Here is a 21,985-nt window from a genome sequence, read left to right as displayed (position 1 = left end):
CCCGTCATCCAGGCGCTACGTGAGGAACCGGCTCCGGAGCGTGCCTTGTTAGCCAATCGGCTGGCGACGGAAATTGCGTTGGCTCGCACGATTGAGAAAGCACTGGTGGCGATTGATTTGTTGCGTGCGGGCCAGCAGGAAGCGAACGTCGCGGCGAACGCGGAAGCGCAGACAGCAATCAATACATCGATTCAAAAATTGCAAAGCGAGATCGACGGCATTTTGTATGAGAAGCATGTGCGTCAACAGGTCCTAGCCAGTACAGCACGTGTGCTGACAGAGCGTCACGAACAACGCGCGGCTGCAGCGGACGCCGCCAATATCAATCCAGCACCGCCATCAACACCGCGCATCCGCGATGGCGGCATTGAGTTGAATTGAGGTGGCTGAGATGAGCGAACAATCCACCCTAACGGAGTCATTACAGCAGTCAGCTCCGACAAAACCGCGATTAGCCTGGTTCAAGAAATGGTTATATCGATTGTTGGTTCTCGTGGGTGTTCTGGTTGTTCTCGGGTTGCTGGGTTCGTGGCTGGCTCAGCGTCCGGATGCTGTGCTGAATATCGGTAACCTGGTTCAGGATCATTTTTGGTTTTTAACGGGTTTTCGCTGGTTGTGCTACGGCGTGTTCCTGCTTGTGGTATGGCCAAAGATTGCCAGCTGGTGTGGGCAACGCGATGGTGTGACTAACGACGAACTCACGGCGTCGGTCTTGTCCTGGCGCCGATCATTTTTGCGCATCTTTATCGTGTATGAGTTGTTCTTTCCGTTTGATGCACTCCAGTTGATAGGACGCTTCCTGTGATCGTTTCGAGCAGCATAGAGCTGTATACCACCGTGCTCGGCTGGTTCATGTTCAACAGCTTATGGGATCTGCTAACTGGCACCGGTGTGGCTTTGATTCCTTTCGCATTTATTGTGATCCGCAATCTTATCGAGGCGAGGAAAAGTCGTGATAAAACCGATATTGGTGTGCAGGCGTTTGCACGCTCGGAGATTGAGCTATATGTCGCGTTCTTTGTGTTGATCCTCTGCTGCAACCCGGCCATCAATCTCGCTCCTCAAAGTGTCAGGGCAAACATCCATCAATGCGAGGTTAATGGCGATAGTCTGACCCAAACTACCCAAGAGATCCGCATCGGTCAGACTGGTACGACCTATGATCGTATCGACGCACTGGAACTGGACGGCCGTACACCGAAGGTGCCGATCATCTGGTATATCTGGGATTTTTTCTCGTCAGGCCTGTCCACGACGGCCGCCGGCATTCTGCCGTGTCAGCCGGATCTGCGTCGCATCTCTACCGAGCTGGCCACCTTGCAGATCCACGATAAGCAGCTGCGTGATGAGACAGCGATGTTTTATAGGGATTGTTGGCGGCCCAGCCTCAACCGGTACCTGCGAGACAAGCCGCCGGTGCCCCAGGAGATCAAGGATATCGACCAGGACATTATGTGGCCCGGCAGCCGATTTTTTCTCGGACACAGCAGTTACTACAGTCACTACCGAACGACCGAGGGCTTGTGGAGCATCCGCTACGACCGTGACCGTGACAGCAACATCGTTACGCCAGAGTACTCTGATGGGCGAGGGTTTCCCTATTGCCGGCAATGGTGGTTGGATGAGTCCGATGGGTTGCACGGACGGTTGCTGGATTATTTCGCGGATGAACTAGGGAATTCCCAGGAACAGAGCACCTGGTCGGCGATCATGCAGGTACTGACACGTACCAGCCAGTCAACTCAAGATGACCTCTTAAGGGCGCTGCTCTCAGCGAACACTGATATCCAGCGGCTGCAGATTAATAACAACTATCCGAGGGACGGCTTCTGGCGCGGAACAGCTGATGCGATAAATGCTTCCGCAGCAGCATTCATGTCGATCCCTGACCGTACCAAGGCGCGAATGTATCGAGATGCCGGCCCCCTCGTCCAAGCGGTCATCCTGATGTTCTTTACGGTGGTCACACCCTTGTTATTGGTATTGTCGGGCTACCGCCTGGACGTCCTGGTAACGCTCCTGGCGGTGAAGTTCAGCGTGTTCTTCTGGAGCTTCCTGTTCGCCATAGCGGTCTGGATGGATAACTTCTTCCTGGCAGCTGTTACGCAGTGGGGAGATCACAGCGATCCCACGACAATTCTTGGCGTACGGTTTAGCAATGATACGGGGATGGATGTCACGGTGGAGGCAATACGCTATGTGATTCGCTCACTTTTTTTCGTATTGCCCCTACTTTTTACGATGTTGGTCGGAATGGCGGGCGTAAAAGGCAGTGCGGCAATGAGCAACGTGCTAACAACTGCTGCCAACCCAGTTGCGGCGGCAGCCACTCCTCCTAAGTCACCAAGATGAAGAAGCTATTTGCCACCTGGGTAGTGACGAGGGTCATCGTCATCAAAAGTCGCCCATTGGGAATGAGATTTTGATGAGTCTTCACCCACTATCCGGACCGGCGTAGCCTGAGCTAACGTGAGAAAGGTGAATATCGCTTTCAAAAGTATCCAAGCCACGCTGAAAACCAGCACGACAGTCGCTTTTGATACTTTTAACAATTTGTTGGTGTTCATTACATTTACCTCGCTGTCCAGCGATTCAGATTCCTGCCTTTAGTCTACGACATGGTGAAAAGGTGATCAACCTGTGAGGATGCAGGTTCAGTGGTCACTAATGGGGATATGCTCTAAATTCACGCAGTTTACAAAATATACTCATGTGACAGAATGTATATCTATTTCCCCTGATGCCCACTAGCATGGGATATGCCATACAGTAGACATCGTCATACCTGTTCCATACGTCATTGAGGAGGTGCCATGGAAAAGCCGAAAAAGCCGAAAACGCTGGGTGATATTCAGCTTGAACAGTTCTTGCGGGAGTTGGAAACCGATGCTGGCCGCAAGCGTATCGGCGATGATGCGTACAAGGAAGCCAAGGCGGCTGAGCGTCGCAAGGCCATTCATCCCCCCACCAAATAAGGTTGGGCCAGATAAACCAATAAGGAATGTTTCGTGTCAAGACCACAATTTGTGCTCGTTGCCGGCCCTAACGGCGCCGGTAAATCGACCCTCACCCTGTCCATTAAACATCGCTTTCCGAACATCGAAGTTGTTGACCCGGATGCGATTGCCAAGGGTATGACCGGCTCCTTTGCCACCGTAGACCAGGAACAAGTTTCTGCAGGCAAGCGTACCTTGGAGCTGGTTAAACAACATATAGAAAACGGTCAGTCTCTCATCGTGGAGTCGACCATCTCCGGCTCCACCTACTTGAATTATGCCAAGATGGCCAAGGAAGCAGGCTTCCGTACGATCTTTATCTATGTTTGTTTGAGTAGTGCTGACATGAGCGCACAGCGAGTCGCTAAACGGGTGTCTTTTGGCGGCCATGCGATTCCCTTGGAAGACGTCAAGCGACGCTATCCGCGCTCAATGGGTAACCTCAGAATCTATATTAAAGCGTTCGAAAGTGCCCATATCTATGACAACTCCGAACACTACCGGTGGTTGGCAGGTTATCGAAATGGCTTAATTCACAACGCCTCAACAAACATACCTCAGTGGTTAGTACCCTATCTTCCTTAGGAGCCTCACTATGGGCGATTCAGTCTGTTGTGATTGCGTTGGCGAACCATTTCTTGTTCATGAAATTAGTCAAGATGGTCACTCTGATGAATGTGTCATCTGTGGAGAATATAAGAAATGCACATCATTGCATGATCTTAAACAAAAGATTGAGTGTCTTTTTGATGAGTATATTCGGCCCGGCGGAATTATTTATAATTACGATAGTGACTCTCCACAGTTTGATCATCAGGAAGGAGATGACCTTCAATTTTGGATTGCGACAGTTCTTGATACAGACGAAAACGAGGACATTGTTGAGGCTGTACACGACCAATTTATGAAGGATGCTGGTTTCGAATTTATGAGCCAAGGGGAAAGTCGGTACAATTGTGACGCTCGTTATATTAGATCGCCAGTTTTACCTCCAATTGCTGAAGTCAAATGGACAGAGTTCACTGACGAAATCCGTTATTCTCGTCGCTTCTTTTGTGAAGGAGCTAAACCCTTTTTAGACTGGCTTTTTAAGGATATCGCAGACTACTTAGTGCCTGGATCGGCCAATGAAAAGGCCATCTACTCCGTGGAGAGTGTCGCCATATTTAGGGCTCGCATTTATCACTCATCGGCCGATTTTGAAGCAATCTCCAAAAATCCCAAGAAAGAACTATTCATAGCTCCTAAGGAAAAAGCTTTAGCAGGCAGAATGAATCCATCTAGTATTGCAGCATTCTATGGCTCATTTGATAGGGAGACATGTGTTGCGGAATTACGGCCCCCCGTTGGGGGTACAGTAGTGAGCGGAAAATTCAATATCATTCGACCGCTGCGCGTTCTGGATTTTACCAAGCTAGCCGATATTTTTCATCCACATAGACTAAGTTACTTTGATCCGAGTTTTATGGAAAATGAATGCCGCATCCAGTTTCTTGAATCACTGCATGAAAAAATAAGTATGCCGATTTTGCCGTCTCAGACTGAAGATTATCTAACTACGCAGGTTATTGCAGAGTACCTCTCATCGTATCTATCCATCGAAGCCGTGCTCTACTCTTCAGCGCAAATTGAAGAAGGCTCCAATATTGTCATTTTTTCCCCGGCAACTGATGCGCTCGCGTATGCGACTAACTCAATTGTTCGACATAAGATCCTGAAGGTGCAATATGAAACCGATAGCCAATCATACGAGGATGGTGAGCCAGAGAATATCGATTTTGAGCCAGATAACTGGAGTTTTTAACACACGTTATATTCCCTATCTCGCAGTTGGTTGGTTCGGGTTAGCGTCAACTCCCTATTGCTCACGACTTTCACATACGATATTGGCGAAAGTTCTGTTCGGGTGCCCACGAATCGCCGCCACTTCATTCGGCCACCTTCATTCTCGATATGCCGAACACAGGGAGTCGACGAAATCTCTTACACATATGCGACGTGTAAGAGATATCCTACAGAAAATGCCGCATTTTACTGCTGGCGCCAAAATATTGATGCGTTAGCATGGCGTCTTTTAGCCATTCAGGGACGAACCGTGACAAAGTTAGTGATTGGAAAGGATGCTATCGTCGTAAAAGCAGCAAAGAGAAAAGTCTTGTCGAATCTCAGGCTGCTCAATAGCCGGCTACAAGGCTTATGCCGGAACTCTGCCAGCTTGATGCGCTGCACGCGTTCTACAGCCAGAAAGTGGAGGAGCAGTTGAACATTCTTGCGTGGTTTGAAAAGTTTGATCGTGTCACGACTTCCGCTTCGCGCTAAGAGCGCTTTACCCACTACATATGTCAACGTTATAAGGCTGGGGGAAGTTGTTTGACCATAAATAGTATCAGAGAGCTTTGCCTATATTCATATCTAAAGACTGTACATTTGGAGGGGTCAACAAGGCAACCTCCGTTTCCGATGATTGTTCTGATGGATGGAAATTATTTAATCGCAGCAATAAAGGTAGGCTTAGGGGATACGTGGCATGTTGAGAACGTTCATGCTGTCAATGGTTACGGCCCTACTATATACAAAGCACTAATGGAGATTTCAGCGAAACACGGTATAGCTCCAGCGTACAAGATAAGGAAAGAAAAAAAAGATTATGTTGTTCCTAAAAGCAGAAATATTTGGCGAGTTTTTTCTGGAAGCCCTAACGTTAAAACGTACTTTCTTGAAGATAAGTATACGGATGACTACATGAATTCAAAATTTATTAGTGTACATGGCGAGCTAGATATAGGTCGTGCTGAGTATAACTTACGTGAACACATAAAAAACGAGTATAGAAAAGGAATTAGTTACTTTGAGAAGCTCAAGAGGTTGATTAAGAAAGAGAATCACGCCAAACCCTATAAACAGTTCAAGTGTAGTTACGAGAAGTGTATCTGGAGTAATGTACGTACTTTTTTGGAAGCCAGTGTCGAGGCTCATCAATAGAAAAACCTACAATTGCTAATTTGCGGACCAGAGGGTCCGCACTATTGAACTGTTATACGCAGTCTGGATGACGCTGCGTTAACTAAGCTCGGGGAGCTCGTGCATCGTGGTGGAGGTAAAGAGTTGGTGGCAATCGTAGCAGGTATCCGTGCAGGCAAGCCTGTTAGCCTATAAAATGCAGCGAATGTTCAAAAGCAGATCGTTACTGCCATCAGTCTGCGCAACCAATCGATGGGCGCTCCGAGCCACCTTGAAACTGGTACGATATTTATTGCCACTTCAGCCGCTTTAGTTGCAACAGCGTGTGTAAAACCCTGCCCCTAAAGATTAAGTGCTTCCCAACTCTCAGGCTTCTGCGTTGTCCATCGACGCATGAAGTTCTCTTGCATGGAATTTGTTCTGAAGCTGTAGGTCACGTAACCTACGTTCTGAATTTACAAACGGAAACCCTATGACCAAACAAGCAGATATTGAACGTCTCGAACGCTACGACAACCAAACTAACGAATACACGCTGGCAATCATCACTGACGAGGATCATGCCTCTCAAATAGCGCTGGATAGCGGTCAGACCGCCTGGACCTCGAAGCTGCGCTATGACCGCTTGCACCGGTACGAAGATGCCGCGACTGGAAAAATCCGCTACAAGTTTGAAGTGATTCCACCGGAGCAGGGCGGCGAACATCAGCTTATTAGCCTGATCGCGGAAGGTGGTCGTGGCGCGGAGTTCTCGGAGCTGGTTATGTACGGTTCACGCTTGATGACCTTCGACGACCGTACCGGCCTGGTGTGCGAAATCCGCAATGAGACCCAGCTCGTCCCGCGCCATATCCTGATGACCGGCAGCGGGGATGAGGAATTCAAAGGATTCAAAAGCGAATGGGCTACGCTCTGGGGCGATCAGCTGGTGATCGGGAGCCACGGCAGAAAACGCTCGCAGGAGTGGATTAAGATCCTCACCCGCGAGTACGGCCTCACCAGCGTTGATTGGCGCGATCGCTACCGCCGCATGCGAGAGGCTCTAGGTATTGGCGAAAACGGCTACGTCACTCATGAGGCAGCGGAGTGGCATCCATATCGTAGGCAATGGCTGTTCTTTCCCCGTAAAATCTCGCAGACTCCGTTTGATAATGTACGAGATGAAACGGATTGCGGCAATAACACGCTGATCATCGCCAGCGAAGACTTTAGTGATATCCGCACTGTTGCTGTCGGTGATTGTGATCCAGAGCGCGGGATATCTTCGTTTAAGATCCTGCCGGGTCACCCGGATGAATGTATCGGACTTAAAAGTATCGAAATTGGCGATCGCACCGAATCTTATCTTTTTTGCTTCAACCTCGATGGCGAGGTGCTACAGGAAGACACCTTCATTGGTGATTATAAATGTGAAGGCATTGAAATTCTTTAATGCGCACTGTTAGTGTGAATGATACAACCGGAGACTTACGCATGACTGACAAACAAGAACGCGATATCGAGAAGGGTTATTCCAAGACTGACTTCGTCGCAAAGCTGCGTCGTTTGGCGGACGCCATTGAAAACGGCGACCGCTTCGATATCCAGATTGCCGGCGAGCGTATCTACGTACCGGTACGGGCCGAATTCACCATCGAGCATGAACGTTCTGACGATGAAGAAGAAATAGAATTTCAAATCAAATGGGAGCGCGATACGAGTTCCGACTGAGGCATGGAAATATGTACATCCACACAAGAGCACCCGGAGATGCTACCGCCGGTACTCGCCGGCCCGCTATTGAGACACACTTCAAGCGACCGATTGGTGCTGTGGCTGGTAGGCTCCAGCGCGCTCCGATTGCGGTTGCGGCTATACCAGGAGAACCCCACTGAGACGCTTTTGGATCGAGTGCTTACCGAGGAAGAAGTCCATCGTGTGCAATTGGGCGCTCATGCTTTTGTTCACCTCATCGATGTGTCCTTGAATGAGCTCCTGCCCCTGGACATCCGCATTGGTTATGACGTGGGCGTTATCGAAACGCCTCAAGCATCCTGTGCCGCGACAACGGCGACAGAGCGGTGGATTCACCACTGGGCACCGCACCTTTGTTTGCCTGGGACTACACGGCCGAATTTTGTTATCAAGAGTCGATTGGACCGCATCCTCCACGGCTCTTGCAGACGCCCTCATCATCCTTCTACCGACGGACTGCTGCGGGTAGATCATGAGCTTCAAAGCAGCAACAACGATGCAAACTCCCGGCCTGCGCTGCTATTGTTGACCGGCGATCAGGTCTACGCCGATGATGTCGCTGGGCCCATGTTGCGGGCCATCCACGCACTGATAGAACATCTCGGCCTGTTTGATGAAATACTGGAAAGCAGCACCGTTCCCAACAGTAAGATTCTGCGCGACCACCCAGGCACCTATTATCATCGGCAAGATCTCCTGCCCGCAAACGAAGCCAATGAAGACTTGATCAAGCGTTTCTTTGGTGGCGTGCGCAAACCAATATTTACCACCGCTAATGCCCAAAACCATCTTATTTCTCTGGCGGAAGTTAGCGCCATGTACCTTCTGGTATGGTCGCCCGTTGTTTGGCAGTTGATACAGCCCACCGCGCCCGCGTTAACGCCCAAAGATGCAGAGCGTTACCATCTCGAACAACAGAACATCAATGAATTTGTGGCGGGACTGCCGCGAGCAGCCCGGTCGTTAGCGCATCTGCCCTGCTACATGATTTTTGATGACCATGACATCACCGACGACTGGAATCTCTCCGCAGCGTGGGAATCCACCGCTTATGGGCATCCGTTCTCCAAGCGTATCGTCGGTAATGCCCTCATCGCCTATCTTCTGTTTCAAGCATGGGGCAATGCCCCTTCCGCCTTTGATGACATCCTACCGCTGATAGACAATGTGCTGCAGCCACCCAAGGATGGAGGCCTTATCAATGAGGAGAGCCATAAAGAGCTGATCGACCGGCTACTTCAATTTTCGTGCTGGAGCTACACGCTGAATACTCATCCACGCCTGGTGGTCCTGGACATCCGTACCCGCCGTTGGCGCAGCGAAGTTTCCCAGACCCGGCCATCTGGCCTCATGGACTGGGAGGCGCTCACGGACTTTCAGCAAGCGGTGATGGGACAAGAGGCCGTCATCGTTGTTTCCCCCACGCCCATGTTTGGCGTCAAGCTGATCGAAGTGATACAGCGCATTTTCACTTTCTTCGGACGCCCGCTGGTTGTGGACGCAGAAAACTGGATGGCCCATAAGGGCACTGCGAAGGTACTGTTAAACATCTTTTCCCATACTGGCACGCCGCAAAACTTCGTTATTCTCTCCGGCGATGTGCATTATTCGTTTGTTTATGATGTATGCCTGCCGCATCGGCGTAACAGCCCAAGGATCTGGCAAATCACCAGCAGCGGGATCAAAAATGAGTTTCCGAAAAGCCTGCTGGAATGGCTAGATCGGGTTAACCGTTGGCTCTACGCACCGCGCTCGCCACTCAATTGGTTCACCAAACGGCGACGCACGCGGGTCATGCCTCGGCTGCCCACCGGCCGGGACGCAGGCGAACGACTGTGGAATGGCTCAGGTATTGGCTTGGTCGCATTGGATGAACATGGCATACCGACAGATATCCGCCAGTTAAATGCCACTACCGGAGAAACGCGCTTTCTGAAGAGCGATGAGGAAAATCAGGATTGACCTGCGTGCCCGCTCCCCGAGCTTAGGATAGTATTCACCGTTAAAGTTGGTCGCTTGGAAGGAGCATTGATGAATTTACTTCACGCACTCTTGCTTGGTGTTCTTCAGGGAATTACCGAGTTCCTACCCATCTCCAGTTCCGCCCACCTGATTCTGGTACCTGCTTTGGCAGGCTGGGCCGATCAGGGAGTTGCTTTTGATCTGGCAGTGCATGTTGGTACCCTGCTGGCGGTTATCCTCTATTTTCATAAGGATGTCACCGTCCTAGTTCGAGATGGTGCGGCGTCCATGACGCAACGACGCTTCATTGGGCAAGGCCAGCTGGCGTTCTTCTTGATCATTGGCACTTTGCCTGCGGCCGTGACTGGCCTGTTGCTTCTCGACCTTATCGACACCCTATTGCGCTCAGTCCACATTATCTTCTTTACCACACTAGTTTTCGGCCTCGTGCTGGGGTGGGCAGATTCACGTCCCAACCAACAACGGGAACTTACTACATTGAACTGGTGGGATGCAGTTCTTGTGGGAATCGCACAAGCCGTCTCGCTAGTACCCGGCACATCTCGTTCGGGGGCGACTATCACAGCCGGATTGTTATTGGGCCTCAGCCGTGAAGCTGCGTCTCGGTTTTCTTTCTTGCTTGCCATCCCTATCACGGCATTGGCGGCCAGTGCCAAGCTTCTGGAGATAGCGACTAATGAGGTCAGCGTTAATTGGGTTGGTTTTTTGGTAGGCGGGGTGACATCCTTTGTGATGGCTTTGGCCGCTATCCACTTTTTTCTGAAGTGGCTCAATCGCTTCGGCATGTGGCCATACGTAATATATCGCATAGTCTTAGCTGGGATAATCTATCTGGTTCTGATGAACTGAATCAGTATGGTGGAAGCAATTTGCCGACTTAAGGCGGTATCTCGCGAATGAGTAATCTCATTGGAGAAGGTGCAAATTCCCGTAGCCCTACCACATTATTAATGTTGAACTACGCCCATCACCCTTCAATAACGATGCTCCTCATAATAATGCTTGAATTAATACGTGAGATGGTATGGAGATATCTCCCTTCAATTTCACGTCAGCCTGTGTGACATTGATGATTGTTCGAGCAATTTCGGTAACCAATGGTTTACATACCTGACCGGAAAAACGAAGCCAACATCCCTGGTCTCCGGATCGTCCGACGCCATTGTCTACGGTTTGAGCCTGCTCGACCTCACTCGCTCACGCATATGGAAACCTGGCGGGTCGCGGTGATGATAGGATTACTGCCGTTCAGCAGTCGTGAATTTCCTATCTCTCTATCTGCTAAAAAACTTCCAAAATAAGGATGTGAATGTGCGCGCTACGGCGACCTTCAGCATTAACGATTTAGTCTCCTACGGCGGAGTCATCTTGGCAGGCATCATTGTTCTCTGGATAGATTCCAATTGGCCTGACTTGCTGATCGGAATCGCTATAGCGGGAATTGCGCCCTATGGCGCTATCGATATTTTGCGCGATGCTCACATGGACATTCACGAGGAACGCGGAACCAAGCATAATGAAAAGAAATAATTGACCCTGTATCGCTCGCTCAATTTTTTGGACATTGTTCACGAATCTAGAGCCAACCTCCTGGGATGTGTCTCGATTTGTGAGCTTATGATTGAGCTTCGACGTGTTCATCGCTATGCGTCATTTCGTCCCGGCAAGGCTCCTCCTCAAGTTCGAACTCGACAGTCGTGTGGCTCAAATCGAACTCGGCCAGCGCTTCGGACAAGCGACGCTTTAGGTTTCGCTGATCTTCCAGTGAAAACCCCACAGCGAGTTCAAGATGAACCGTTAATACATGACTTTCGCCGTCCAGCGACCACAAATGCAAGTGATGAAAATTTTTAATTGCCGAAATGTTTCCGAGTTTTGCTGCAATTTTTTCGGCAAGATCCTTATCAGGTACGCCTTGTAAAAATAGCTTTAACGTAGAGCCTACATTCCTGACGACATTTACCAGGATAAACATCGTGAAGCCGATCGCTAACAATGGGTCGAGTATTGGCCACTCCACAAACATTAGAACGATAGAAACGATAAGGACGGCCACCCATCCCAGGACGTCCTCCAATAAGTGCCAGTTGAGTACTTTCTCGTTTAGCGTTTTCCCCTTACTTAATTTGAATGCGGCAAATCCATTCACGGCGATACCGAAAATGGACAATGCCAACATGCCTTCGGTCACGGGCATTTCCGGATTGAAAAGGCGAGGAAGGGATTGATACAACACCCAACTTGAGCCGGCGATGAGGACGATGCCGTTGATGAGTGAGCCCAGCAACGATAAACGTTTATAGCCATAGGAAAATGAACTGGAAGCTGGTTTTTTCCCGAGCTTTGCCAACACCCAGGCCAAACCAATCGACAGGCTATCACCGAGGTCGTGAACGGCATCCGCCATAATCGCGGTGCTATTGGTAAGCACGCCGCCAATAAATTCAATAATCGTGAATCCGACATTGAGAAAAAATGCCCAGCCGATGCGTGTACTACTGTCATTGTCGTGTGAATGAGAATGCATTGTGCCTCCTGCGCTGAACCATTTAAATAAACAAGCGAGGTGAACCCCGGCGGGAGCCGGGGCCCTTCCATTATTTTCTGATATGCTTATCCCGGCGATGGACCCATTGATACAGGACGGGTAGTACCAGCAACGTCAGAATGGTTGACGAAATAATACCCCCGATAACGACTGTGGCGAGTGGTCGCTGAACTTCCGCACCAGTACCCGTGTTTAATGCCATTGGCACAAAGCCAAGACTTGCCACCAGTGCGGTCATCAACACCGGGCGTAAACGAATCATCGCGCCGTCGATAATTGAGTTGGTCAAATCCCCGGTTTCATGCCACAGCTGGCGTATGAAAGCGAGCATCACAAGTCCATTGAGTACAGCCACACCGGAGAGTGCAATAAAGCCGATTCCTGCAGATATTGATAACGGCATATCGCGTAGATACAAAGACAATACGCCGCCAGTCAGAGCGAGTGGCACACCACTGAAAATAATCAAGGCATCCTTGAGTGAGGCAAAGGCCATGACCAGAATTCCCAATATCACCAACAGGGTTAGCGGCACCACAATGGACAGCCGCTGACTGGCAGATTCCAACTGTTCAAACGTGCCGCCGTAATCCAGCCAGTAGCCCGGCGGAATATCCGCGTTTTCACGAATGCTCGCTTGCACCTCGTTCACGAAACTCCCGAGATCACGCCCCCGGACGTTGGCCGTCACCACGATTCGGCGTTTGCCGTTTTCACGACTGATCTGCGCTGGCGCAGGTGAGATATCCAGGGTCGCAACTTCTTCGAGGGGAACATAATCGCCGTTCGGTAGTGGCACTGGTAAAAACTTCAAACGATCGATATCGCGGCGTGTAGTCTCCGGCAAGCGCACCACCAATTCAAAGCGCCGATCCCCTTCATAAATAATTCCGGCGGATTCGCCGCCAATCGCTGCGGATACCCAGTCCTGAAGTTCTGCAACATTCAAGCCGTAGCGCCCCAGGGCGGTGCGGTTCGGAATAACAGACAGTGTCGGCAACCCTGTCACTTGTTCGACTCTAGCGTCCGCAGCGCCTTCAATCGAGTTGACGACTTTAAGCACATCGTTGGCCGTTAACACGAGCTGATCCAGATCATCACCGAAAATCTTAATGCCCAGATCCGCGCGCACGCCGGAAATCAATTCGTTAAACCGCATTTGAATCGGTTGGGTAAACTCGTAGTTATTCCCCGGCAATTCTTCCAATGCACGTTCCATCTCCTCAACGAGTTCGGCTTTGGTTTTGGATGGGTCCGGCCATTCGCTATGCGGTTTTAATGTCACAAAATTATCGGCGACGTTAGGTGGCATGGGGTCTGTTGCCACTTCGGCCGTGCCGATGCGGGCAAAGACTTTATCCACCTCCGGAAACGCTTTAATTCTCCGCTCAAGAATTTCCTGCATTTCCACGGCTTGTTCCAGACCCGTGCCTGGAATACGCATGGCGTGCAGCGCAATGTCCCCTTCGTTCAATTGAGGAATGAACTCAGAGCCTAGCGTGGACGCCAACCACAAACAAAACACAACCAGCACAGAGGCAAAACCGACCACGGCCCAGCGAAATTTCAGAGCGAGGTTGAGCAGCGGTTTGTAGGCTGATTTTGCTTTGCTGATAACGATGCTTTCTTTTTCGCTGATTTTGCCATTCATAAACACGGCAACAGCAGCAGGTACCACCGTCAACGAAAGCACCATCGCAGACAACAGCGCCATGACCACGGTCGCCGCCATCGGGTGAAACATCTTGCCTTCAACACCTGTGAGGCTAAAGATCGGTATGTAGACGATGGTAATAATGGCTACACCGAACAAACTGGGTCGAATGACTTCTGACGTTGCATCGAACACGGTATTCAATCTTTCACGCAGGTCTTGCTGACCGTTTCTGTGTTGCGTCTCGGCCAGACGTCGAACACAGTTTTCGACAATGATCACGGCGCCGTCGACAATTAACCCAAAATCGAGCGCACCGAGGCTCATTAAATTGGCCGATACCCCCGTTTTCACCATGCCCGTGATGGTCATCAACATGGCCAGCGGGATGACGGCTGCGGTAATCAAGGCCGCGCGAAAATTACCCAACAAGAGAAACAGCACCACGATAACCAGCAATGCACCTTCCATCAGGTTTTTCGACACGGTGGCAATAGCTTTATCGACCAACGCGGTGCGATCATAAACGGCTTCGGCAATCACTCCTTCGGGTAATGAGGCTTGAATATCATCGAGTTTGCTCGCCACATCCTGAGCAACTGTGCGGGAGTTCTCGCCGATCAGCATCATGGCAGTACCCAACACTGTCTCAACGCCATCTCGCGTTGCGGCGCCGGTGCGCAGTTCTTTACCAATCGCAATCTCGGCCACGTCTTTAATTTTTATCGGTACTGTGTCCTGTTCCGCAATGATCACATTGCCGATATCGTCCACCGTGGCGAGCTGACCAGGCGAACGTACCAAAAGCTGCTGACCATTTCGTTCGATATACCCTGCGCCCCGGTTGTCGTTGTTTTCCTGCAACGCTTGTACGACATCTTCAACACTGACCTTGTAAAGCAGTAGCTTTGTGGGGTCTGGCATCACATGGTATTGCTTGTTGTAGCCGCCAATGCTGTTGACCTCGACAACGCCTTTCACCTGTGCGAGCTGAGGCTTGATAATCCAATCCTGGATTTCCCGCAATGCGGTTGCGGTGTAGGGCTCACCATTGACCATGCGGGCATCGGGTTTAGCCTGCACGGTGTACATAAAGATCTCGCCTAACCCGGTGGAGATGGGTCCCATTTCCGGTTCGAGCCCTGGTGGTAAGACACTTTTAATTGCGCCCAGTCTGGCGTTAATCAGGTTCCGTGCGAAATAGATATCGGTGCCTTCTTCAAACACGACCGTGACTTGAGATAAGCCATAACGTGACAGCGACCGCGTGTAAGCGAGCTCGGGCAAGCCGGCCAGTGCGGTTTCCACCGGATAGGTAATGCGCTGCTCCGATTCCAGCGGCGAGTAACCCGGTGCGGCCGTATTGATTTGTACCTGAACATTGGTGATATCGGGTACCGCGTCAATCGGGAGCTTTTGATAGCTCCACATGCCCACGCCGACAATGAGAAAAATAAAACATAAAACCAGTAAGCGCCTTTCAATTGCCAGGCGCAAGATAGAATCAATCATGATGCGCCCCTTTTAATGTTCGTGTTCAGCTTCGGATTTTTCGATGTCGGCTTTGATCAGGTAACTGTTTTCGCTGACGTATTCATCGCCCGATTTAAGCCCATCGACCACTTCATAAAAGTGATCATCACGCTGACCCAGCACCAATGGTGTAAAACGATATTCATCACCGGTTTTTACAAAAACGCCCTGACGGCCGCCCAGCGTTTGTACCGCGTCCTTCGCAACGGCGAGAGAAACCGGAACGCGACCGACTTCCACACGTGCCTCAACCAGCAAACCCGGAGACAAGATTTGTTTGCTATTTTCCAGCTTGACCCGCGCCAGCTGATAAGAGGACTCCATCGAAGGCACAACATGGTCGACGGTGGATTCGACACTGCCATTGGCCGTCAAGATATGAACGGATTGACCTTCTTTGACTGCAGCCTGTTGCGCGGGATAAACACGCAGTTCCACCCACACGGTGTCAAAATTGGCAACGGAAAACAGAATTTGATCTTGGGTGACTTCTCCGATATTGGCGTGACGCTGCACAATGCGCCCGGAAATAGGTGAACGGATTTGGTAGGTCTTAAGGCTTTCATTGGATTCAATTTCCGCTAGGACATCACCGGTTTTTACGCGATCGCCAATAGTCACACGCACAGATTTGACCAATCCTTCGAAGCGGGCACGCACATGACTCAGCTGTTCGGGTGCCGACACCAACGAACCGTAAACGGTAATGGTTTGGCGAAGCTCCTGTGTGTTTGCCTTGCGGGTGAGGATGCCGACTTGTTGAGCCATGTCGCCATCAATACGGCTGCTGTTTTCTGCTCCGTGTCCATGCTCATCTTCTCCTTCATTCCCATGGCCATGTTCATCATGATCGTGTCCGTCTTCATCGTGATCAACATGACCCTCGTGCTCGTCATGGTCACCATCTTCATGATGCGGTGCATGTTGCTCGGTCGCTTCATGCTCATGGTCGTGTTCATCCTCCGACCCGGCGTTTATCGACAAGGCACCGAGTAGCAAAATAGGGGAAAGCAGTATGCCCACAATAGGCTTTTTGTTTTTAGGTGTTAAATGAGAAAACAACCGTGTTAAATCTTTCATTATTTAACTCCTTGTGTTTTTTCATTCACGTTCTCATCGGCGTGATCACTGTGATCATGATCCCCTTTGTGACCGTCCGTGGACTTTTCTTCGTGATCGACATCGTCGTCATGTTGCTCTTGATCGCCTTCTACGTGATGTTGTTTATGGTTATCATTATCTTCATGTTGATGATCGTCAGCCGCATAAACGTAAATACTGAAAAGAATGGTTAACGCCGTGAGTAGTGTGATAAATGGATTTTTCATAGTCATAAATTCCTGGGGCCTGATCGTTATCAAACCCAATTAAAAAGATTGAATTAGTGGTTAAGGGCTTCACTGGACAATTTTTCTATCAACGCCTGACTGATGAGGACTGTCGATGCCGCATCAATGTGCGCCTGTTTGGTCGCAAGCAATTCTTCCTGGGCGGCGATTAAATCGAGATAGCGATAGCGCCCGTTTTCGTATGCTTCGCGGGTCAGCTTGAGCGCATTTTCCAGCGCCGGAATCACCACATTTTGGGTTTTAGTGGCTGCCGCGATGCTTTGCTTTCTCAGTGAATAGGCTTCAAAAAGTTGAGCATGTACACGCAAAAGCAGATCCTCACGGGCATAGTCCACGGCATTGCGATTTGCCAGGGCGGCTTTTACTTCGCCGCTGCTGCGTGCATTGGAAAACAACGGAATAGAGAGTCCGGCCGTGAAGGCGGTATCGCCTGTTTCTTCGAAGCGTGTGATACCCGCGCGCCAGGTCAGATCGCTACGTCCGCCAGCGCGTGCCAGTGTCACTTCTGCATCCCTGATCCGCGCCTCACTCGCAAACACCTGAATTGCCGGAGATGTCTTTACTCGCGCATAAAGTTGTTCAAAACCTTGATTGGCTCCGAACTCAAACAGACTTCCCTCCAACGTGCTAAAGGCCGGAGTGGTGTCCCCCCAAAACCGTGCAAGCTGCACTTTTTGGCGTTCGAACTGTTCCACTACCGCAGCAAGACGAATTTCTGCACGCGCGACAGCGGCTTGAGCGCGCATGACTTCCGCTTCGGGTGTCGCACCCTGTTTGGAGCGCATTTTTACCGTTTTGAGCAATGACCGGGATAATCCCAGCGACTCCTCTGCCAGTCGAATGTTGGCCTGGGTCGCAAGACTTTCGATATAGAGCGCCGTCAGCTCACCCAGTACATCCAACGTGGTGGCTTGCTGTTCCCATTCAGCCTGGTTGATTCGCGCATCAGCATAGGAAACGCGGGCCTGGCGCTTGCCGCCCAGTTCGATAACTGAGGATAAGGCCAGAGTAGTTTCTGCCGTATCAAATCCCTGGGTATCACCTGATCCAGCGAAGTTTTCAGCGTCAAGTTCAAGTGCCATAGCAGGGCGTAAGACGCTCGTTTGTCTCTGAGCTTCCAGTGCTTCTTTAGTAAAGCGGTATTGGTAAAGTTGTGGATTGTGCGACAGCGTGCGGGCTAGCGCCTCATTCAAGGTCAGCGTGGCATCGCTGTTTTCTGCGTTCGCCGTGATGGTCAAACTACAGAGTAATAACGCAAGCCACAGACAGGGTCTATGACACCTGTTAAGAGTGGTCAATCGCATTGGATAAGTCCTGATGTATGTCATGTTTCCGCAAATGCGGGTGAAAAGCGGTACTCAAGGCTTATGCTTTAGGAGGACGCAGGAAGGCTTCAACAGTATCGGGAAAGGCGTTTTCAGAATAATCGGGCACGGGGGAAGAACCCTTGGATAATACAAAGCGTTCGGCAGACACTAAGATGAAAGGACAAAAGTGGCCGTGGCAATGACAGCAGTGATGGCAATCCCACTCTTGCAAGGAAGAGGCGTCTTCAATCTGGTGCTCATCAGATTCAAGTTCTTCATGAGGCGGGTGAGTTTCATCGAAAGCAACATGCTCAACACCCGACTGATGCAACTGATGTGCGTCGCCCATCGCTATACCGGATTGCAGAACAACCAGTATCAGCACAACGTATGTCAGAGCACGTTTAAACACTTTTATAGTTCGTCCAGTCTCTTGGTTTTAAAGATAGTCCGCTATCTTAACAAAAGTATACGCCGAGCGCCGCTCAATACGAACAACCCAATAATAACCCCAATCACCAGATCTGGCGTGTGGGACCCGGTCACCGCCACCAGGATGCCTGCAGAGATGACGCCGGCATTGGCCAACACATCATTCGCCGAAAATATCCAACTGGCTCTCATATGAGCCCCCTGGTTACGCGATTTGAAGATCAGCAAGAGGCAAGTAATATTGGCCACCAAAGCCACTGCGCCCACACCCATCATGAGGGTTGACGCCGGCTCGCCTCCATAGATCGCTCGCCTCACCACCTCAAGCAGGACCCCCAAGGCAAGCGCAAGTTGTAACCAGCCTGCGAAATGGGCCGCTTTGAGTTTACGTCTGGCAGCCTTGCCCACTGCATATAGTGACACGCCGTAGACCGCTGCATCGGCAAACATATCCAGAGAATCAGCAATAAGCCCCGTGGACTGCGCCACAATGCCCACGCCAAGTTCAAACACAAACATGGCAGCGTTGATTGCCAGTAACCGGTGTAGTACTCGCGCCTCGCGTACCTCATCGGACTTCGCCGCCGCCTCGGCTTTTTGAACCGCCTCGCGGTCCACCGATTCAGTCGAGATTAACTTTGCTCCAAGCCCAACAGACATCATGGCTTTTTCCACTTTCTCCGGCATATTCGGGTGATACACACTTACCTTACGATTAGGAATATCGAACTCGAAGGTGACGGCTCCCTCAAGCCCAGCAAACGCAGTGCGAATCAGGTTCTCTTCTGACGGGCAATCCATTTTAGGGGCGTTAAATGTACTTACATGACTCACCTCAGCCTGAATATCGCTTCTCGTTTGCGGCTCAGATAGGGATGGCGCAGCGTCTTTAGCGTTGCAGCCACAGCAGGTCTTCGAATCTGATGACATGGTCGGACGGCTCTTGTTGCGTGGACCCACCAAAGCTACACTCTATAGCAGCTATAGAGTCAAGGTTAAAATCTATGAAAATTGGTGAGCTTTCAAAGCGCAGCGGTTGTTCAATCCAAACGATCCGCTACTATGAAAAAGAAGGCTTAATTTCCCTGCCTGCACGTACTGACGGTAACTTCCGTCTGTACGACACAGCCGCGCTTGAAAAACTGTCCTTCATCAGGAATTGCCGTGCGCTGGATCTGACGTTAGGCGAGATTAAACACCTTATAGCATTACAACATTCACCCAATACACCGTGTGAAGCGGTGAATGACATGATTGATGCACATCTGGACATGGTCGAAACCCGGATGGCTGATCTCCAGAAGCTTCATGGGGATCTGAAGCGCCTGCGGCAGAAATGTGGTCAAGCAAGATCTATCGACCAGTGCGGAATATTGGATGAGCTGTCTCCAAAATCGCAGCGTATTCTTGATGGCAAGGAAAGGAAGTTGCGGTGATAGACGTGACCAATATTCCACACTGCAACATGGGACAATGGCCGTATGGCTTACCACGCAGCCGTTGAGCGCAGTCAAATTGGTGCGGGAGACTTTTGCCGGTTCACATAAACAATTTGATATGCAAGCTAAAGCAACAATATCGCTATTCTTTGAAGGATGGGCATTGGGATTATGTCCATCAGTGTCGAGTGGGGTCAACTATTAATCTTAAGCGGTGCCAAGCTATTCCATTTGGCGTAACAAATATTCTCGCCTCCTCGCTTATTTGATTATTATTCCCTATCGCCCTATTACCTGAACTATGTTGTAGCGGTTAACACTTGCCTAGGTCAATTTAGCGAATTCACTACAAGTAAAGATGCCACCACTACTATTCTTTATGTTTGTGCCGTTGATCCTTAGGGTCTGTATGAGTGTTTGCGTTACTGGCGATATAAATATCTAGCACAACGAAAACCAACAAAAGCATTAACACTAGCATGACTGCAGGTGCAGATTTCAGCCAATTCTTTTTCGATGACTTCTGTATGCCTTTCTTCGATGACTTCTGTATGCCTTTCTTTGAAGATTTCATGAGCAGCCTAGAATATTTATTTGGGTTAATTTAAATTTAATTTTTCCTGGAGCGAATTGATAATAAGCACAGGAACTTACATGATAGCGCGCATCGTTCGCTACAAGGGCCGCGATTTCACGGAGATCATTATGAGTGCGTGTCCAGACCTTACGTTCAGTTTAACTCAGCACCGCCAGTATTGCTTCTTCACGATTTTTCCTTCTCCACATAGGATTGGATCGTTTAGAAACGTAGTTACTTTAGGGAGACTTGTTATTGACAATTCTTCAGTCGCTCCTCCAGAGTTCTCAGCTTTTTGCAAGAATCTTGGCCGCAATAGGCGAAGTGATCATCTGAATCACTGCAAAGAATGCGGCCGGAATTGCAATTTCTGATGGTAGGCCTGAAGCAGCCACCAAAGCAGCGGCGATGCTGACCTTTTTTACTCACAGTAAAAAGGTATGCAATCACGGTTAACTTTAAACAAAATCGGGAAGTTGGCCTATAGGAAAGGCAAAAATATGAGTAGTACAGGCATATAGCCGCGCCGCATTCTCTTGTCCAAAAAAATGGATTTACAAGTGGTCTATTTCGGGAAGTAATTTGGTTCGAAACGTGCTGATTCTTCAGTCTTTTACCTCAAAGCTGCTTACAAAATTAGAGTTGGGTTTAAAGTTAACCTTCGTAATGTCAGAATGGACAGTGAGCAAGATGCTGAATTTGCAGTGCAATCCCTAGGGGTGATATTAGTAGAACTCGGCATTGGCTACTGGTAGGAAGTATTACCATATCAAAGTCGGCGAGCGTTCCAATCAATGCGTCGCACGATTTATATCGTCCCGGTACACCCTGGGTGGGCGTCTTACCGGCGAAGAGCATCGTTGTGCTCGCTACTGTTCCCAAGCTTTAAGAGTCCTTAAGGGGCTTGTGAGACATATCCTACAAAGACTGCCGCATTTTGCCACTGGCGCCAAAATATCAATGCGTTAGCATAGCGTCCTTTAGCCATTCAGGGACGAACCGTGACAAAGTTAGTGATTGGAAAGGATGCTATTGAAGTAAAAGCCGCAAAGAGAAAAGTATTGTCGAATCTCAGGCTGCTCAATAGCCGACTACAAGGTTTATGCCGGAGCTCGGCAAGTTTTGATGTGCTGCACGCGTTCTACAGCCAGAAAGTGGAAGAGCAGCTGGCTATTCTTAATTGGTTTGAAAAATTCGATCAAACCAACACTTCTGCTGATTCAATAATTCCAAGCTCAGCGGGCAAGCGCAGAGAGCCAATGGGTGTGTTAGCCGAAGTATAGGCAGAGGGCACACTGATTACACCGGCGATATGCGTCTTTTCAATTGCCGAATCCTTCGACTTATACGCCCGCAGTAGGGTGCTGAACGGCATTAGCATAAGCTCCCGGAATCATGTTTACTCGCTCACCCTCCAGTAGCTCCTCACCGATTAACGTTATGACTTGGGATATACCATTGACATATCCCCA

The 21,985-nt window shown here is 49.9% G+C and carries 22 protein-coding genes; 14 read left to right on the top strand and 8 right to left on the bottom strand.

Annotated elements, in window-relative coordinates; genetic code table 11:
• The 3 genes from ACSV5M_RS20425 to ACSV5M_RS20415 all read left to right on the top strand — a co-directional run.
• The coding region (locus ACSV5M_RS20425; protein WP_439178586.1) for a hypothetical protein at positions 1-381 on the top strand (381 nt) is incomplete at its 5' end.
• A 10-nt stretch (positions 382-391) separates the two neighbouring features.
• A complete protein-coding gene (locus ACSV5M_RS20420; RefSeq protein ID WP_439178585.1) occupies positions 392-805 on the top strand; it encodes a hypothetical protein in 414 nt (137 codons plus the stop codon).
• A complete protein-coding gene (locus ACSV5M_RS20415; RefSeq protein WP_439178583.1) occupies positions 802-2,352 on the top strand; it encodes a conjugal transfer protein TraG N-terminal domain-containing protein in 1,551 nt (516 codons plus the stop codon). The genes ACSV5M_RS20420 and ACSV5M_RS20415 overlap by 4 nt, the downstream gene beginning before the upstream one ends.
• A 5-nt stretch (positions 2,353-2,357) precedes the next feature.
• Here ACSV5M_RS20415 and ACSV5M_RS20410 read toward each other — a convergent pair whose 3' ends face one another.
• Positions 2,358-2,567, bottom strand: coding sequence for a hypothetical protein (locus ACSV5M_RS20410; RefSeq protein WP_439178582.1), 210 nt, complete (start codon positions 2,565-2,567; stop codon positions 2,358-2,360).
• A 246-nt stretch (positions 2,568-2,813) separates the two neighbouring features.
• On the opposite strand from ACSV5M_RS20410, the gene ACSV5M_RS20405 reads away from it, so the two are divergent.
• The 9 genes from ACSV5M_RS20405 (at position 2,814) to ACSV5M_RS20365 (ending at position 11,204) form a co-directional block, all read left to right on the top strand.
• Positions 2,814-2,975 (top strand): hypothetical protein, encoded by a 162-nt coding sequence (locus tag ACSV5M_RS20405; RefSeq protein ID WP_439178580.1) that lies wholly within the window; start codon positions 2,814-2,816, stop codon positions 2,973-2,975.
• Positions 2,976-3,008: 33 nt separating this feature from the next.
• Entirely contained in the window at positions 3,009-3,581 is a 573-nt protein-coding gene (locus tag ACSV5M_RS20400; RefSeq protein ID WP_439178578.1) for an AAA family ATPase, read from the top strand.
• A gap of 10 nt (positions 3,582-3,591) precedes the next feature.
• Positions 3,592-4,800: an RES family NAD+ phosphorylase gene (locus ACSV5M_RS20395; RefSeq protein ID WP_439178576.1), complete on the top strand. Its 1,209-nt coding sequence runs from the start codon at positions 3,592-3,594 to the stop codon at positions 4,798-4,800.
• A 668-nt stretch (positions 4,801-5,468) separates the two neighbouring features.
• A complete protein-coding gene (locus ACSV5M_RS20390; RefSeq protein WP_439178574.1) occupies positions 5,469-5,978 on the top strand; it encodes a hypothetical protein in 510 nt (169 codons plus the stop codon).
• Between the two features lie 451 nt (positions 5,979-6,429).
• Positions 6,430-7,389 (top strand): hypothetical protein, encoded by a 960-nt coding sequence (locus tag ACSV5M_RS20385; RefSeq protein ID WP_439178573.1) that lies wholly within the window; start codon positions 6,430-6,432, stop codon positions 7,387-7,389.
• 41 nt (positions 7,390-7,430) lie between these two features.
• Positions 7,431-7,667, top strand: a complete 237-nt coding sequence (locus tag ACSV5M_RS20380) for an amphi-Trp domain-containing protein (RefSeq protein WP_439178572.1) — start codon at positions 7,431-7,433, stop codon at positions 7,665-7,667.
• 207 nt (positions 7,668-7,874) lie between these two features.
• On the top strand, positions 7,875-9,653 hold the full coding sequence (locus ACSV5M_RS20375) for an alkaline phosphatase family protein (protein ID WP_439178571.1): 1,779 nt from the start codon (positions 7,875-7,877) through the stop codon (positions 9,651-9,653).
• Between the two features lie 69 nt (positions 9,654-9,722).
• Positions 9,723-10,523: an undecaprenyl-diphosphate phosphatase gene (locus ACSV5M_RS20370; protein WP_439178569.1), complete on the top strand. Its 801-nt coding sequence runs from the start codon at positions 9,723-9,725 to the stop codon at positions 10,521-10,523.
• Between the two features lie 408 nt (positions 10,524-10,931).
• Positions 10,932-11,204: a hypothetical protein gene (locus ACSV5M_RS20365; protein WP_439178568.1), complete on the top strand. Its 273-nt coding sequence runs from the start codon at positions 10,932-10,934 to the stop codon at positions 11,202-11,204.
• 85 nt (positions 11,205-11,289) lie between these two features.
• Here the strand turns inward: ACSV5M_RS20365 and ACSV5M_RS20360 are convergent, their stop codons facing one another.
• From ACSV5M_RS20360 to ACSV5M_RS20330, 7 genes are all read right to left on the bottom strand, one after another.
• Positions 11,290-12,201, bottom strand: coding sequence for a cation diffusion facilitator family transporter (locus ACSV5M_RS20360; RefSeq protein ID WP_439178567.1), 912 nt, complete (start codon positions 12,199-12,201; stop codon positions 11,290-11,292).
• A gap of 70 nt (positions 12,202-12,271) precedes the next feature.
• On the bottom strand, positions 12,272-15,388 hold the full coding sequence (locus tag ACSV5M_RS20355) for an efflux RND transporter permease subunit (protein WP_439178566.1): 3,117 nt from the start codon (positions 15,386-15,388) through the stop codon (positions 12,272-12,274).
• Between the two features lie 12 nt (positions 15,389-15,400).
• Entirely contained in the window at positions 15,401-16,489 is a 1,089-nt protein-coding gene (locus ACSV5M_RS20350) for an efflux RND transporter periplasmic adaptor subunit (RefSeq protein ID WP_439178565.1), read from the bottom strand.
• A complete protein-coding gene (locus ACSV5M_RS20345; RefSeq protein WP_439178564.1) occupies positions 16,489-16,737 on the bottom strand; it encodes a hypothetical protein in 249 nt (82 codons plus the stop codon). The genes ACSV5M_RS20350 and ACSV5M_RS20345 overlap by 1 nt, the downstream gene beginning before the upstream one ends.
• A 53-nt stretch (positions 16,738-16,790) precedes the next feature.
• Complete coding sequence (locus ACSV5M_RS20340) at positions 16,791-18,062, bottom strand: TolC family protein (protein WP_439178563.1); 1,272 nt, start codon at positions 18,060-18,062, stop codon at positions 16,791-16,793.
• A 61-nt stretch (positions 18,063-18,123) separates the two neighbouring features.
• The gene (locus ACSV5M_RS20335; RefSeq protein WP_439178561.1) at positions 18,124-18,414 is read right to left on the bottom strand and encodes a hypothetical protein; all 291 of its coding nucleotides are present in this window, start codon (positions 18,412-18,414) and stop codon (positions 18,124-18,126) included.
• A 104-nt stretch (positions 18,415-18,518) separates the two neighbouring features.
• Entirely contained in the window at positions 18,519-19,427 is a 909-nt protein-coding gene (locus ACSV5M_RS20330; protein WP_439178559.1) for a cation transporter, read from the bottom strand.
• 74 nt (positions 19,428-19,501) lie between these two features.
• Here ACSV5M_RS20330 and cadR point away from each other — a divergent pair, with 74 nt between their 5' ends.
• Together cadR and ACSV5M_RS20320 are read left to right on the top strand one after the other, a co-directional pair.
• The gene (cadR, locus tag ACSV5M_RS20325; RefSeq protein WP_439178558.1) at positions 19,502-19,933 is read left to right on the top strand and encodes a Cd(II)/Pb(II)-responsive transcriptional regulator; all 432 of its coding nucleotides are present in this window, start codon (positions 19,502-19,504) and stop codon (positions 19,931-19,933) included.
• Between the two features lie 1,581 nt (positions 19,934-21,514).
• Positions 21,515-21,796 (top strand): hypothetical protein, encoded by a 282-nt coding sequence (locus ACSV5M_RS20320; RefSeq protein WP_439178557.1) that lies wholly within the window; start codon positions 21,515-21,517, stop codon positions 21,794-21,796.
• The last annotated feature ends 189 nt before the right edge of the window (positions 21,797-21,985 follow it).

It is taken from the genome of Cellvibrio sp. ARAG 10.3 (genome assembly GCF_051846955.1).
Lineage (GTDB): Bacteria > Pseudomonadota > Gammaproteobacteria > Pseudomonadales > Cellvibrionaceae > Cellvibrio.
This window is presented reverse-complemented; position numbering and strand designations above follow the sequence as displayed.

Bases quoted from the DNA above. Each gene is read 5' to 3' on its own strand.
- ACSV5M_RS20420 (WP_439178585.1), top strand. From the start codon at position 392: ATGAGCGAACAATCCACCCTAACGGAGTCATTACAGCAGTCAGCTCCG.
- ACSV5M_RS20410 (WP_439178582.1), bottom strand. From the start codon at position 2,567: ATGAACACCAACAAATTGTTAAAAGTATCAAAAGCGACTGTCGTGCTG.
- ACSV5M_RS20405 (WP_439178580.1), top strand. From the start codon at position 2,814: ATGGAAAAGCCGAAAAAGCCGAAAACGCTGGGTGATATTCAGCTTGAA.
- ACSV5M_RS20395 (WP_439178576.1), top strand. From the start codon at position 3,592: ATGGGCGATTCAGTCTGTTGTGATTGCGTTGGCGAACCATTTCTTGTT.
- ACSV5M_RS20390 (WP_439178574.1), top strand. From the start codon at position 5,469: ATGGATGGAAATTATTTAATCGCAGCAATAAAGGTAGGCTTAGGGGAT.
- ACSV5M_RS20385 (WP_439178573.1), top strand. From the start codon at position 6,430: ATGACCAAACAAGCAGATATTGAACGTCTCGAACGCTACGACAACCAA.
- ACSV5M_RS20380 (WP_439178572.1), top strand. From the start codon at position 7,431: ATGACTGACAAACAAGAACGCGATATCGAGAAGGGTTATTCCAAGACT.
- ACSV5M_RS20370 (WP_439178569.1), top strand. From the start codon at position 9,723: ATGAATTTACTTCACGCACTCTTGCTTGGTGTTCTTCAGGGAATTACC.
- ACSV5M_RS20360 (WP_439178567.1), bottom strand. From the start codon at position 12,201: ATGCATTCTCATTCACACGACAATGACAGTAGTACACGCATCGGCTGG.
- ACSV5M_RS20355 (WP_439178566.1), bottom strand. From the start codon at position 15,388: ATGATTGATTCTATCTTGCGCCTGGCAATTGAAAGGCGCTTACTGGTT.
- ACSV5M_RS20350 (WP_439178565.1), bottom strand. From the start codon at position 16,489: ATGAAAGATTTAACACGGTTGTTTTCTCATTTAACACCTAAAAACAAA.
- ACSV5M_RS20345 (WP_439178564.1), bottom strand. From the start codon at position 16,737: ATGAAAAATCCATTTATCACACTACTCACGGCGTTAACCATTCTTTTC.
- ACSV5M_RS20340 (WP_439178563.1), bottom strand. From the start codon at position 18,062: ATGCGATTGACCACTCTTAACAGGTGTCATAGACCCTGTCTGTGGCTT.
- ACSV5M_RS20335 (WP_439178561.1), bottom strand. From the start codon at position 18,414: ATGGGCGACGCACATCAGTTGCATCAGTCGGGTGTTGAGCATGTTGCT.
- ACSV5M_RS20330 (WP_439178559.1), bottom strand. From the start codon at position 19,427: ATGTCATCAGATTCGAAGACCTGCTGTGGCTGCAACGCTAAAGACGCT.
- cadR (WP_439178558.1), top strand. From the start codon at position 19,502: ATGAAAATTGGTGAGCTTTCAAAGCGCAGCGGTTGTTCAATCCAAACG.